This is a genomic window from Caulobacter sp. SL161 (genome assembly GCF_026672375.1).
Taxonomy (GTDB): Bacteria; Pseudomonadota; Alphaproteobacteria; order Caulobacterales; family Caulobacteraceae; genus Caulobacter.
Genome location: NZ_JAPPRA010000001.1, coordinates 1,551,199 through 1,564,523 on the forward strand (window position 1 = coordinate 1,551,199; position 13,325 = coordinate 1,564,523).

Sequence of the window (13,325 nt, forward strand, 5' to 3'; positions counted from 1 at the left end):
GTCGCCCAGGGGCCTACTCGCCTTGCCCGCAGGGCCAGGCAGCGTGGAAACGATCCGGCAAGTGACTGAAAAGACGAGGCGAACGCCGCGCCAGCCGCGGTCCGAGGCGACGGTCGAGGCGATTCTCGAGGCGGCCTTTCAACTTTTGGAGCACGGCGGCGTCCGGGCCCTGACGACCAACCATATCGCCGAGCGGGCCGGGGTGAGCGTCGGCACGCTCTACCAGTACTTCCAGGGCAAGCAGGCGATCCTGGCGGCGTTGGCCCAGAGACAGGCCGCCGCCGCGCGTGACCGCATCGCAGCGATCGTCATTGACGGGCCCAAGATCAGCGCGGTGCGGATGATCGTGCGGACCCTGGCCACCGCCTTCGAGGGGACGCCCGCGACTCGCCGGGCCCTGCTGGACGCCTTCGCCGGCGAGGCGGGCGACGCGGCGGTGATGCGGCATCACCGCCTGTTCTTCGACGCCATCGCCGGCAAGGCCCGGTTCGAGTTCGACATGACTCCGGAAGCCGGGTTCGTCTTGACCCACGCCGTCATCGGTTTGCTGCGCGCGGCGACCATCGAGACCGAACTGGCGCTCGATCCGCAGCGTCTGGAGGACGAACTGGTCCGGCTGATGGAGGGCTATATCCTGGCGCTGATCGAGGCGAAGAGCGCGCCAGGCCCGCACGGCATTGCCGAGCGGGCCGGTCGCTGATAGCGATGGCCTCAAAGAGGCGCCTTTCGCCGTCTTGGGGTTACGTATGCCTCCGGCCAACAAGTCCAAGCGTGGGTCCAGCTCGCTGCTTTGGGATCTTCTGACGTTTGATCGCCTGGTCACCGGGCCGGTGATTCATTTCATCTATTGGGCGGGCCTTGGGGTCGTCGCCCTGTTCGGCTTTTCCGTCGTCGGCGCCGCCGTGGGCCTGGCGCTGAAGGAGCCGGGCGTCGGTTCGCTGCTGCTGGCCTTCCCCGTGCTGGTCGCGGGCCTGCTGGTGGCGGGCGCCCTGGTGCTGCTGTGGCGCGCCTTCTGTGAGTTCTACGTCGCCATCTTCCGGATCAGCGAGGACCTGCGGGCCCTGCGCCAGACCAGCGACGCCGACCACGCCGCCCAGCGGGCGCGTCAGGCCCAGAAGGCAGCGTCGGAAGCTCAGTAGCTACCTGGCCACCGTCTTCAGGCGATCGCGCAGGACGCCCATCGCCTCCAGCGGCATGTCCAGCGCGCAGAAGACCTTTTCGGGAATCGTCACCGCCTGATCGCGCAGGGCGCGGCCCTTGTCGGTCAGCGCGACGATCACCCGCCGCTCGTCCTCCGGATCGCGGTCGCGGGTGACCAGGCCCCCGGCCTCCAGCCGCTTGAGCAGCGGGGTGAGGGTGCTGGAATCCAGGTCGAGCGCCTCGCCCAAGGCGCCGACCGTCCGGGGGCTGGCCTCCCACAGCACCAGCATCGCCAGATACTGCGGATAGGTCAGGCCCAGGGCGTCGAGCAAAGGGCGATAGAGCCGCGTCATCCGGTTGGCCGCGCCGTAGAGGGCGAAACACAGCTGGTTGTCGAGACGCAGGATCTCGACGGGCTGGTCGGATGACGCGGGCTTCTGGCTCATGGGAACCCTGTTAGGCGGCCTTGGTGGTGATGGCCACGTCGATGTTGCCGCGCGTGGCGTTCGAATAGGGGCAGACCGCGTGGGCCGCCGCAACCAGGGCCTCGGCGTCGGCTTGCGACAGGCCTTGGGTTTCGACCTCCAGCGCCACTTCCAGGCGGAAGCCGACCTCGGCGGTGGCCAGGCTGACCTGACCGGTCACGGTCGAGCCGGCGAGGGCGATCTTCTGGGTGCGGGCGACATGGCCCATGGCGCTCTGGAAACAGGCGGCGTAGCCGGCGGCGAACAGCTGCTCGGGATTGGTGCCGGTCTCCTTGCCGCCCAGCGACTTGGGCATCGACAGCTGGACGTCCAGCAGGCCGTCCTCGGTGCGGGCGTGGCCTTCACGGCCGCCAACGACAGTAGCGCGGGTGGTGTAGAGGGTGGTCATCGGGAAGCTCCTTGGCTTGAAATCGTATGAACGATTTAATCGCGTGCGATATGAATTCAAGGGCGACTCGTGAAGAAAGATCGCGCGCGATTAATCCTCCCCCTAGCGGGGGAGGTGGCGCGAAGCGCCGGAGGGGGAAGTAAAGCTGAGATTGCGGAGAGGGCTTCCCCCTCCGTCGTCCCTTCGGTCCGACACCTCCCCCGCTAGGGGGAGGATTTGGGAGAACGCCCTAAGCCGCCCAGGCGGCTGCGAAACGCTTCAGCAGGGAGCGGGCCGGGCTCTCGCCACGGCCTTCGGACGCTTCCAGGCGCAGGAAGAGGTCGCCGGGCTTGTGGTTGGCGCGGGCGGGCAGGCCCTGGCCGGGCAGGCGCACGAGGCCGCGGGCGGCGGCCTTGGTCGAGATCCAGGCGGGGCGGGGGCCCAGCGGCGTGTCGGCGTCGACCCGGCCGCCTTCGGCCAGCACGCGCGGATCGACCTTGCCGGTCAGCCAGAGGTCGTCGCCGCGCACCATCGCCCCGTCCTGGGCGCGCAGGCGGACTTCGAAACAGACACCCTCGACCCGCACCTTGTCGCCCTCGCGCAGGCCGGCGGGGAGCTTCAAGCGCAGGCGCCGACCGTCGATGACCAGCTCCTCGGCGCCGCCCGACAGGGCTGTGGCGATGTCGATCTCCAGAAAGACCCGGTCAGCGATCGGCGGGGGGGTGACGGCCGGCGGGAAATGATGTCGGACGACCGGGGTGTCCTGCAGCAGGCGATAGGCGGCCAGCACGTCGCGGAACAGGGCCGCATCGCCGGTCGGACGGTCCGGATGGGCCCGCTTGGCCGCCTCGCGATAGGCCTTGCGCAGCTCGCGCTCGTCAGCGTCGGCCGCCACGCCAAGCAAGGCGCGGGCGGCGGAAAGCGTCAGGGCGGATTGCCGGGCGGTCATCCGCCGACCCTGGAGTCCCGATGGTCAACGCCCGGTTAAGTTAAGACTTTCGGTTTGGGGCGCTGGATGGTGGTCGCGCCATCGCATGAGGACTATATCCACGCCATGAGCGCCGACCCGACCCTGATCCCCGCCTCGCCCAGCGAGGACGACTATGTCCGCCAGGTGCGCGAGGCCACGCCCCCGCCGCTGCTGAGCGAAGAGGATCCGTTCGCCCTGTTCGCCGAATGGCTTGAAGAGGCGGGCAAGAAGGAGCCGAACGATCCCAACGCCATGACCGTCTCGACGGTCGACGCCGACGGCATGCCCGACTCGCGCATGGTGCTGCTGAAGGACTTCGATGCGCGCGGCTTTGTCTTTTACACCAACACCCAGAGCGCCAAGGGCCAGGAACTGAACGCCCATCCCAAGGCGGCGCTGCTGTTCCACTGGAAGTCGCTGCGCCGCCAGGTGCGGATCCGCGGGACGGTCGAGCCGGTCACCGAGGCCGAGGCCGACGCCTATTTCGCCAGCCGCGCCCGCCACAGCCAGATCGGCGCCTGGGCCAGCGACCAGTCGCGGCCGCTGCCCGATCGTCACGCCCTGGAAAAGCGCGTCGCCGAGATGGGCCTGAAGTTCGGCCTCGGAAAGGTGCCGCGCCCGCCGCACTGGTCAGGCTATCGGATCACGCCGGTGACGATCGAGTTCTGGCGCGATCGTCCCTTCCGCCTGCACGAGCGGCTGGTCTTCGACCGCGCCGAGGGCGGTTGGACGACGAAGCGGCTGTTTCCCTAGGGGACAACCCGTCAGCGCGCGCCGTAGCGGGCCAGGAAGGTCTCGACCGCGTCGTCCGCGATGCTGCGGACGGATCGTCGGGACTGGACATCGTCGCCCGCCGCCAGGCCCAGAACCAGGGTCACGTGATCCAGCATGCCCAGCAGCTGGCCGGCGGCCCACGACGGCTTGTCGACCTTGAGCTCGCCGGTCTTCACCAGGTCGTTGATGACCGCGATCGCCGCGCCGCCCAGCTCGTCGCGGGCGCTTTGCAGAAAATAGTCTGCGACCTCCGGGAACCGACGGCGCTCTGTGGTCGCCATCCGGAACATGGCGCGGGTGTCCGGACGCGAGAAGAAGGTCGCATAGGCCGTGGACAGGGCGATCAACCGCGCGCGGGCGTGGCCCTTGACGCGCACGGCCTCGCGCACCGGAGCGGCGATGCCGCTGACCGTCTCCATGACGATCGTCCGGAACAGGTGGGCCTTGCTGGGAAAATAGGCGTAGAGCGTGGCGGTCGAGATGCCCGCCGCCCGGGCTATCGCCTCCATCCCCGCGTCCGCATAACCCTCGCGTAGGAAGTGCGCCCTGGCCGAGCCCAGGATCTCCTCGCGCTTGTGCCCCGACCGCTTCAGACCCGCCCCAACCAGCATCAACCCACCCGCCATGGCTTGCTGAATACAATCTAATCGCGAAAATCGGCGCGAGGCAAGGAGTGCGCGAGGGGACTTGCGAGCCGGTTTGGGCTATGGAGCCCCGGCGCCGGTTTTCGAGCGCGGGAAGATGGGATTGTCGGCGTGATCAAGGACGCGGAAGCCGCGCGCGAGCAGGAAGTGGCCGCCTGGTTTGGCGAGCGGGCGGAGAACACGATCGAGACGTCGTGCGCACGCGTTTTCCTGATCGGCGAGTCGGCCTTTAAGGTGAAGCGGCCGGTCGACTTCGGCTTTCTCGACTATTCCACGCTGGAGCTGCGGCGCTGGGCGCTGGAGCGCGAGCTGAGCTTCAACCGCGCCGCCGCGCCGGACATCTACCGCGAGGTGCGCCGCCTGACGCGTGCGAGCGACGGCGGCATCGAGATCGACGGCGAGGGTGAGATCGTCGAGTACCTGCTGGAGATGCGCCGCTTCGACCAGAATGGGGTGCTGGCCACCCAGCCCTGGGCCATCGACGACGCGCTGGAGGATTCGCTGGGCCGCACCGTGGCGCGCTTCCACGCCGGGGCCAGCTTGCGCCCGCAAGGCGGCGGGGTTTCGGCCCTGGGCTACACGATCCGCTCCAACGCCAACCTGCTGCGGGGCCTGGCGCCGCGCCTGGGCAAGCAGGCCGTCGAGCGTCTGGTGCATGAGACGGATCTGGCCCTGGAGCGCCTGGGGCCCCTGCTGGACGCCCGCGCCGGGGAGGGCTTCGCCCGTCACTGCCATGGCGACCTGCATCTGGGGAACATCCTGATCGAGAACGGTCAGCCGATCCTGTTCGACTGCATCGAGTTCAACGACACCCTGTCGGACATCGACATCCAGTACGACCTGGCCTTCCTGCTGATGGACCTGGATTTCCGCCGCCGTCGCGATGCGGCGGGTCGGGTGCTGAACGCCTATCTGGACGAGGCCGCCCGCACCTTCGGCGACGGCCTGTGGACGGGCCTTGCGGCGCTGCCGCTGATGCTGTCGGTCCGCGCCGCCGTGCGCACCCACGTCTGGGCCTATACCGGCGACGACGAGGCCGCGCGGGCCTATCTGCAGACCGCCTTGGAGCACCTGGCCCCGAGGCCCGTCAGCCTGGTGGCGGCGGGTGGGCTGTCCGGCTCGGGCAAGTCGACCTTCTCGCGCGTCTGCGCGCCGGGTCTGGGCTCGGCGCCCGGGGCGGTGGTGCTGCGCACCGACGAGATCCGCAAGCGCCTGTGGGGCGTGCCGTCGCTGCAGCGGCTGCCGCGCGAGGCCTATACGCCGGAGATGAGCGCCAGGGTCTATGACCAGCTCTTCCATGACGCTGAGCTCTGCCTGAAGGCCGGTCGCTCGGTGGTGCTGGACGCGGTGTTCCTCAAGCCCGAAGAGCGCGCCCGCGCCGAGGCCCTGGCCAAGACCTGCGACGTCGCCTTCCTGGGCGTCTGGCTGGAGGCGCCGCCCGAAGTGCTCCGCGCCCGCGTGGCCGCCCGCGTCAACGACGCCTCGGACGCCGACGTGGCGGTGCTGGAAACCCAGCTCACCCGCGACGCCGGCGAAATCACCTGGCGCAAGGTCGACACCGTCAGCGCGTTCGAGGACGAGGCGCGAGCGCTCGCGGAGGCGATGGGGTAGGGGGGGCTGAGCAGACCCTTAGGGAGTCTGTGATGGGTGGAATGCGGACAGGCCGCAGGCCCCCACCGGACCATGCTTCGCATGGTCGTCCGCCCCCATAGGGGGCGGAAGGTTCGCTCCCTTCTTCCCCCTCCGGGGGAGGAGCGCCGAAGGCGCGGAGGGGGCAAGTGTGGGTCGTAACCGGCCCCAAGGTCGCCTCCAGAAACCTGACGCTCCCGGCGAGCGCGCAAGACGTCCAAGACCCTCAGGCGGCTCGACGCCCCGCGTTCGGTGGTTCGGGGTTCACGGCCTTGGCGATGGCGGTGATCAGGTCCACCGGCTTGACCGGCTTGCCCAGGTGGTCGTCGAAGCCCAGCCCCAGGAACCGCTCGCGATCGCCTGTCATCGCCGAGGCGGTCAGGGCGATCACCGGCATGGCGGGGTTTCCCGTGCGGCCGTCGCGGATGGCCTCCAGGGCGGTGATCCCGTCCATCACCGGCATGTTGATGTCCATCAGCACGCAGTGGAACCGCCGCTCGGCCATCGCCTCGAGGGCCTCCTGGCCGTTCTCGACCACGGTGAGCGCCACGCCCAGCGGTTCCAGCATCGTGCGGACCACCAGCTGGTTGATCGCGTTGTCCTCGGCCATCAGCACCTGAAGGGGCCCAAGCGCGTCGCCGTTCGCCCCGACCTCCTCAGGCGCAGCGACGGGCGCGGCGCAGGCGGGGGCTGCGAAGGTGAAAACGAAGCACGCGCCCCGCCCGGACGGGACCAGGACGAGATCGCCGCCCATCTGACGGGCCAGGGCGCGGGCGATCGACAGGCCAAGACCCGCCCCGCCATGCTCGCGCGAGATCGTCTGATCAGCCTGGGTGAAGCTCTCGAACACGCGCTCCATCGCGTCGGCCGGCACGCCAGGACCCGTGTCGGCGACGGTGATCGAGACGAGCTGATCGCCGCCGGTCGCAGGGCGGGCGGCGACCTCCAGCCTCACGCCGCCGTCGACGGTGAACTTGATGGCGTTCGAGACGAGGTTGGTGACGACCTGGCGGATCCGCAGCGGATCGGCATGCACGCCCGCCGGCAGGTTCGGCGCGTAGTCGACGCTCAGGGACAGGTTCTTGAACACCGCCGCGTCGCGCCACGCATCAACGACTTCGCCGACGAGGTCCTGCAAGCTCATGTCGATCGGCGCCAACTCGACCTTGCCGGTTTCGACGCGCGAGAGGTCCAGCACGTCGTTCAGCAGCTGCATCAGGCTGTCGCCCGACTTGATCATCAAGGCGATCTGCTCGCGCTGGACCGGATCCAGCGTCGAGCGTTGCAGGGCGTGGGCCATGCCGAGCAGACCGTTCATCGGGGTGCGCAGTTCATGGCTGGTCACGGCGATGAAGGTCGACTTGGCGCGGGCGGCCTCCAGGGCCTTCTCGCGCTCCTCGCGAAGGCTGCGCGTCAGTTCGTCCATCCGTCGCGCCGCCGCACGATTCTGAATCATCACGTTGAGGGTGGTGCCGACCAGCAGCACCAGGCCCCAGCGCGCGGTCTGGGCCGCCGCGCTGGCGTCGGGCATGAAGAAGAACGGGAAGATCAGCAGGCTGGCCATCGGCGTCAGCCCGTTCAGCAACAGCAGCGCTGCGGATTGGTGACGGAAGTTCTGGGTGTAGATCACCTGGCCGCACCAGATCGCCACCGCGGCGATCTTCATCAGCTCCTCGCCGTGCAGCCACAGCAGGATCGCCAGGGTGGTCCAGCTGATATTGATCGGGATCGAAGCCCAGGCGAACCAGGCCCGCTCGCGCGGGGTTCCGGTGCGTCCATCCTTGAACCTGCGGGTGATCAGCAGCGCCAGACCCTCGCCCACATAGAGGCTGAGCAGCCAGACGGCCGAGATCGCCGGGCCCAGGGCGAAGACCATGATCACGGCCACCAGCGCGGCCGAGATCAGGCGCGACAACGTTAACCGATAGGTGTCGGCTGCGACCTCATCCAGCCGCTCGTCGGACCATGCCTTGGCCAACCAGCCCAAGTCGCCTCACAGGTTTGAATTCAGAACGAGCGAAGCACCTTCACCGCACGGCGAAATATCGACCGCCCGCAACCAAAAGTCCCTGAACGACGCCTGCGACCTATGATCGCGCTGCGTCAGCCGTTCGACACTGGAGCACATTCCTGCTCGCGCGATGAGCGCGGCGCGTTGCGTGTTGCGCCGCACACCGATAGCCTTGTCTTAACAACGATAAGCAGACGGGAGAGCTGAAGGCCGATGCAGGGGCTGATGCAGCACGGGGCGCTGACCCTCGACAAGATCATCGATCACGCCGCGATGTGGCACGGCGGCCGCGAGGTCGTCAGTCGTTCGGTCGAGGGACCGATCGTCCGCACGACCTATGGGCAGATCCGCGACCGCGCCAAGCGCGTCTCCAACGCCTTGCTGGGCATGGGGATCAAGTCGGGCGACCGGGTCGGGACCCTGGCCTGGAACACCGGCCGCCACATGGAGGCCTGGTACGGCATCATGGGCATCGGCGCGGTGTGCCACACGCTGAATCCGCGCCTGTTCCCCGAGCAGATCGCCTGGATCGCCGATCACGCCGGCGATCGGGCCATCTTCACCGACCTGACCTTCCTGCCGATCATCGCCGCGATCCTGCCGCGCCTGCCGCACGTGGAGTACGTGGTCGTCTTCACCGACCGCGCGCACATGCCGGCCGATTTCGCCCCGGCGGGCGATGCGCCGCACTTCAAGGGTCTGCTCTGCTACGAGGACCTCGTCGAGCAGCACCACGCCGACTGCGCCTGGGGCGGCTTCGACGAGGGCACGGCCGCTGGCCTCTGCTACACCTCGGGCACGACCGGGGATCCCAAGGGGGTGATGTACTCCCACCGCTCGAACTTCCTGCACACCCTGATCACCCTGCAGCCCGACGTGATGGGCCTGTCGCAGAAGGACGTGATCCTGCCGGTGGTGCCGATGTTCCACGCCAACGCCTGGGGCGTGGCGTTCTCGGCGCCGGGCTCGGGCGCCAAGATGGTCATGCCGGGCGCCAAGATGGACGGGGCCTCGATCTATGAGCTGCTGGACAGCGAGCAGGTGACCTTCTCGGCCGCCGTGCCCACCGTCTGGCAGATGCTGCTGCAGCACCTGGAAGCCACCGGCGCCACGCTGCCGACCCTGAAGAAGGTGGTGATCGGCGGCGCGGCCTGCCCCGAGAGCATCATCCGCGCTTTCCACGACAAGTACGACGTCGAGGTCGTCCACGCCTGGGGCATGACCGAGACCTCGCCGGTCGGGACGCTCTCGGTGCTGACCGACGAGCTCTCCAAGCTGCCCTACGACCAGCAGATGCCCTGGCGCCTGAAGCAGGGCCGCCCGCCGCTGGGCGTCGAGATCTGCCTCAAGGACGATGAGGACAAGCGCCTGCCGCACGACGGCAAGGCCTTCGGCCACCTGAAGATCCGCGGCCCGATCATCGCGGCCGAATACTTCCGAGGCGCCGGCGGCAAGATCCTCGACGACGAGGGCTTCTTCGACACCGGCGACGTCGCCACGATCGACGAGCACGGCTTCATGCAGATCACCGACCGCGCCAAGGATGTGGTCAAGTCGGGCGGCGAGTGGATCTCGACCATTGAGATCGAGAACATCGCCGTGGGCCACCCCAAGGTCGCCCTGGCGGCGGTGGTCGGTCAGCCCCATCCCAAGTGGGACGAGCGGCCGGTGCTGCTGGTCAAGCTCAAGGAGGGCGAGACCGCCACGCCGCAGGAGTTCATCGACTATCTGCAGGGCAAGATCGCCAAGTGGTGGATGCCCGACGACGTGCTGATCGTCGACGACATCCCGCTGGGCGCCACCGGCAAGATCGACAAGAAGCTGATCCGCAAGCGCCTGGCCGACGACGGCTACAAGCTGCCGGAGACGCCGCTGCAGCCCAGTCCGCCCGCGCCCAAGCCGACCCTGGCGGCGGCCGACGGAAGCCAGCCGGTCAAGATCTACGCGCCCGAGCCCGTCGAAGAGGTCGCGGCTGACGCTGTCTTGCACACACCGGAGGCTGCCCGCGAAGAGGAGATCCAGCCGGCGGGGGAGCCCGTGGCGGCGTCGGAGGCTATCTCGCCCCAGACGCCGCCGCCCGAAGCCAAGCTGATCGCGGCTGAGCCTGAGGTCCAGGCCAAGGCCCCCGAGGCGCCGGCGCCGGAGGCCAAGCCGGTCTCCGCCGCCGACGCGATCATCGCTGAAGCCGCCGCCATCGCCGCCGCAGGGCCCAAGCCCGCCGCGCCGGTGACGGCGCCCGAGACCAAGGCGTCCGAGGTCAAGGCGCCGGAGGCCAAGCCGGACGCCAAGTCCGAGGCTGACGCGCCGCTGCGTCTGCACGAACCTGACAAGGCCGAGGCCCCTCAGGCTCGGCCCGTCGCCGCCGAGGCCACGCCGTTCGCCGTGCCGATCACGCCCGGTCGCAAGGGCAAGACCGCCAAGGCGAGCGACGGCAAGAAGGCCAAGCCGGGCTGGGCGTCGACCTATCTGGACTTTGCGGTCCTGGTCGCCCTGACCCCGGCGATCCTGGCCGGCGGCGGCGCTCTCGGCGTCAAGCTGGGCCTGATCGACCTGCCGTTCGGCTACAACATCATGACCCTGGACTGGGCCCCGCGCGCGGCCCAAGCCGGGATCGCGACGGGCCTGATCGGCCTGGTCATCGCCCTGTTCGCCGGCTTTGGCCGGCTGTGGAAGGCCGCGCTGCTGGCGCTGCTGATCACCGGCGCGACCTTTGGCGTGATGTTCGGGGCCAAGGCGCTGTTTGGTCAGGCCCCGCCGATCCACGACGTGGCCACCGACTGGAAGACGCCGCTTTCGTTCTCCGACGCGGCCCTGGCCGCGCGGGGCGGGACGGCGGCGCTGGTCGACGATGATCCCAGCCTCCCGGTCGGCTCGGCGGCCTTCGCCGGTCGCCGGATCGCCGAGATCAACGCCGAGACCTGTCCGGCGGCGCGACCGCTGGTCAGCGGCCGCTCGCCCGCCGACGCCTATGAGGCGGCCAAGGCCGCCGTCCTGGCGTCCGGAATGACCCTGATCACCGACGATCCGATGGACGGTCGGCTGGAGGCGACGGCCAGCAGCTTCTGGTACGGTCTGACCGACGACGTTGTGGTGCGGGTGCGCCCGGACGCCGCCGGCTCGCGCCTCGATATCCGCTCCATCGGTCGTGACGCAGGGCCGGATCTTGGCCGCAACTGCGACCGCATCGGCGCCCTGATGACGGCGGTCAAGGCGCGCTGAACCGTCCTCAGACGAGGCGGTATTCAGCGTCCAGGCTGGTCTCGCCGGCCGTGACGACCCGGCCCTCGCGGACCAGCTGGATCATGTGGGCCAGCACCGAGTGGGCCGCCGCGGGATGCAGGCGCGGATCGACGGCGGCGTAGAGGCTGGGCACCATCGCCTTGATGGTGGTCGGGCCCGCGCCCAGGGTCTCCAGGATCTGGGTCTCGCGCGCCCGGCGGTGGGCGACATAGGCGTCGATGAAGGGCGCGACCTGGCGCACCGGCGCGCCGTGCGTGGGCCACAGCGTCTCGAACCCCCGCGCCCGCACCTTGGCCAGGCTGGCGAAATAGTCGCCCATGTCGCCGTCGGGCGGGGTGATCACCGTGGTCGACCAGCCCATGATGTGGTCGCCGCAGAAGAGGGCGTTTTCCTCGCGCAGGGCGAAGCACAGGTGGTTGGAGGTATGGCCGGGCGTCGCCAGGGTCTCCAGCGTCCAGCCGGGGCCCGCCAGAACCTCGCCATCGGACAGGATCATATCAGGGCGGAACCGCGCGTCGTCGCCTTCCTCCAGGCTGGGCCCGGCGGCCTCGCCATGATCGCTCGGCGCGGGCAGGCCATAGACCTTGGCGCCGAACGCCTGCGCCAGCGGATGGGCGAGGGGGCTGTGGTCCATGTGGTGGTGAGTGACCAGCACGTGCGTCACCCGCTCGCCGGACAGCGCCGCCTTCAGCGCCTCGAAGTGCTCGGGCAGGTCGGGGCCCGGATCGATCACCGCCACTTCGCCCCGGCCCACGATGTAGACCCCGGTCCCGGTGAAGGTGAACGGCCCCGGATTGCGCGCGATCACCCGGCGGATCAGCGGGCTGACCTGATCGCAGCGGCCGTACTCGAACTCAAGCTCGCGGACGAAGGGGATCATCGGATCGCTCCTGCTAGAGCCTCGCGCGTCAAAACGGAATCGTTCTGACGCGATAACGAGGCTCTAAATCAAACACTTAGAGCGTGATTGCCGCCGAAACCGCTCACACTTTCGGCTGTCACGCTCTCGGACGGCGCCGGTCTTGCGCTGCGGCTCTCCAGTATCCGAGGGAGAACCGGCCATGGCGGCGGACGCGGCGATTTTTGTATCAAAACGGCTCCAGCGCGCGGCCTTCGCCATTCTCTGTATCATCCTGGCCCAGTTCGTCCTCGCGAGTTGCGAGGCCGAACCGACGCCGATGGCGGCGCGCGAGTCCGCCGCCTTCTAGAGGTTTAGAGCGCGTCAGGTTTAAGTGTGAGCGGTTAAACCGCTCGAACGCGCTCTAAGTCTATGAATTAGAGCCTGTTTATCTGGTTTAGATGTTTCCATCTAAACCAGACAGGCTCTAGGCGGGCAGCACGCCCGACAGATCGTATCCTGCCGCGTAACCCTGGGCGACCAGGGTCTCACGATCCACGCCCGCCAGCGCCTGACCGATCGACCAGGTGACGATCGACCGGGTGCCCGAGCGGCAGAACGCCAGAACCGGACCGTCGGCGGCCTCGAACGCTGCGCGCATGATCTCCACCTGATCCGGTGTCGGGCCGCCGCGCACAGGCACATGCAGATAGTCCATGCCTGCGGCCCGGGCGGCCGCCTCCACGCTTGCGCTGGACGGCTGGCCGGGATCCTCGCCATCGGGACGATTGTTGATCACCAGCACGAACCCTTCGGCGGCGGCGCGCGTCATGTCGGCCGGATCGACCTGCGGGCTGACGGACAGGGATTCGGTGACGAAACGGAAGTCGCTCATGCGGGTCGGATCTCAGGTACGCGCGGCGCGATTTCACCGCCCGGACATCTTCGCCAGCATGCGGCGCCTAGGCAATGGGCGGCGGACAGATCGACCTGCCCAAGGGGGAGGCTTCGGCGCAAGAACGTTGCTCAAATACGACGGAACAATAAAACAGATTTGTGAAAAATCAGATCTTCCGGGCATTGGATTGGCAGAAGTCAAGATCGCCAGGGGTCATATTCGCGCCTTGGCCTTCGAAAAAGAGCGCTATCGAACGGCGTTTCGAGAGCGGAAAATAGCTCCGAAAAAACAGCCTCATGTTTGTCGGGGTGTGCTGTTTTCGATGCTTG

General features: G+C 68.5%; 13 protein-coding genes and 1 pseudogene. 7 read left to right on the plus strand and 7 right to left on the minus strand.

Features of this window, described 5'->3' with window-relative positions; all coding sequences use genetic code 11:
* Positions 1–61 precede the first annotated feature (61 nt).
* Positions 62–700, plus strand: a complete 639-nt coding sequence (locus OVA11_RS07570) for a TetR/AcrR family transcriptional regulator (protein ID WP_268066874.1) — start codon at positions 62–64, stop codon at positions 698–700.
* Between the two features lie 34 nt (positions 701–734).
* On the plus strand, positions 735–1,139 hold the full coding sequence (locus tag OVA11_RS07575; RefSeq protein ID WP_268066875.1) for a DUF4282 domain-containing protein: 405 nt from the start codon (positions 735–737) through the stop codon (positions 1,137–1,139).
* Here the strand turns inward: OVA11_RS07575 and OVA11_RS07580 are convergent, their stop codons facing one another.
* The 3 genes from OVA11_RS07580 to OVA11_RS07590 all read right to left on the minus strand — a co-directional run bounded on the left by OVA11_RS07580 (position 1,140) and on the right by OVA11_RS07590 (position 2,941).
* Positions 1,140–1,586, minus strand: a complete 447-nt coding sequence (locus OVA11_RS07580; RefSeq protein ID WP_010918799.1) for a MarR family winged helix-turn-helix transcriptional regulator — start codon at positions 1,584–1,586, stop codon at positions 1,140–1,142.
* 10 nt (positions 1,587–1,596) lie between these two features.
* Positions 1,597–2,013, minus strand: coding sequence for an organic hydroperoxide resistance protein (locus OVA11_RS07585; RefSeq protein WP_010918800.1), 417 nt, complete (start codon positions 2,011–2,013; stop codon positions 1,597–1,599).
* A 229-nt stretch (positions 2,014–2,242) separates the two neighbouring features.
* Positions 2,243–2,941, minus strand: a complete 699-nt coding sequence (locus OVA11_RS07590) for a DnaJ domain-containing protein (protein WP_268066876.1) — start codon at positions 2,939–2,941, stop codon at positions 2,243–2,245.
* Positions 2,942–3,046: 105 nt separating this feature from the next.
* Between OVA11_RS07590 and pdxH the strand changes: the two genes are divergently transcribed.
* On the plus strand, positions 3,047–3,715 hold the full coding sequence (gene pdxH, locus OVA11_RS07595; protein WP_268068923.1) for a pyridoxamine 5'-phosphate oxidase: 669 nt from the start codon (positions 3,047–3,049) through the stop codon (positions 3,713–3,715).
* Positions 3,716–3,726: 11 nt separating this feature from the next.
* On the opposite strand, the gene OVA11_RS07600 is transcribed toward pdxH, so the two are convergent.
* The gene (locus OVA11_RS07600) at positions 3,727–4,347 is read right to left on the minus strand and encodes a TetR/AcrR family transcriptional regulator (protein WP_268066877.1); all 621 of its coding nucleotides are present in this window, start codon (positions 4,345–4,347) and stop codon (positions 3,727–3,729) included.
* A 144-nt stretch (positions 4,348–4,491) separates the two neighbouring features.
* Here OVA11_RS07600 and OVA11_RS07605 point away from each other — a divergent pair, with 144 nt between their 5' ends.
* Both OVA11_RS07605 and OVA11_RS07610 read left to right on the plus strand, forming a co-directional pair.
* The gene (locus OVA11_RS07605; RefSeq protein WP_268066878.1) at positions 4,492–5,991 is read left to right on the plus strand and encodes a bifunctional aminoglycoside phosphotransferase/ATP-binding protein; all 1,500 of its coding nucleotides are present in this window, start codon (positions 4,492–4,494) and stop codon (positions 5,989–5,991) included.
* Between the two features lie 87 nt (positions 5,992–6,078).
* Positions 6,079–6,171: pseudogene (locus OVA11_RS07610) on the plus strand (hypothetical protein); the annotation flags it as partial.
* A gap of 64 nt (positions 6,172–6,235) precedes the next feature.
* On the opposite strand, the gene OVA11_RS07615 reads toward OVA11_RS07610, so the two are convergent.
* Entirely contained in the window at positions 6,236–7,996 is a 1,761-nt protein-coding gene (locus OVA11_RS07615; protein ID WP_268066879.1) for an ATP-binding protein, read from the minus strand.
* Positions 7,997–8,233: 237 nt separating this feature from the next.
* On the opposite strand from OVA11_RS07615, the gene OVA11_RS07620 reads away from it, so the two are divergent.
* Positions 8,234–11,239 carry a long-chain-fatty-acid--CoA ligase gene (locus tag OVA11_RS07620; RefSeq protein WP_268066880.1) on the plus strand — a complete coding sequence of 1,002 codons (3,006 nt, stop codon included), beginning with the start codon at positions 8,234–8,236 and terminating at the stop codon, positions 11,237–11,239.
* A gap of 7 nt (positions 11,240–11,246) precedes the next feature.
* Here the strand turns inward: OVA11_RS07620 and OVA11_RS07625 are convergent, their stop codons facing one another.
* The gene (locus OVA11_RS07625) at positions 11,247–12,140 is read right to left on the minus strand and encodes an MBL fold metallo-hydrolase (protein WP_268066881.1); all 894 of its coding nucleotides are present in this window, start codon (positions 12,138–12,140) and stop codon (positions 11,247–11,249) included.
* Positions 12,141–12,321: 181 nt separating this feature from the next.
* Here OVA11_RS07625 and OVA11_RS07630 point away from each other — a divergent pair, with 181 nt between their 5' ends.
* A complete protein-coding gene (locus tag OVA11_RS07630) occupies positions 12,322–12,468 on the plus strand; it encodes a hypothetical protein (RefSeq protein WP_268066882.1) in 147 nt (48 codons plus the stop codon).
* Positions 12,469–12,585: 117 nt separating this feature from the next.
* Here the strand turns inward: OVA11_RS07630 and OVA11_RS07635 are convergent, their stop codons facing one another.
* Positions 12,586–12,993, minus strand: a complete 408-nt coding sequence (locus OVA11_RS07635; protein ID WP_268066883.1) for a TIGR01244 family sulfur transferase — start codon at positions 12,991–12,993, stop codon at positions 12,586–12,588.
* Positions 12,994–13,325: the final 332 nt, after the last annotated feature.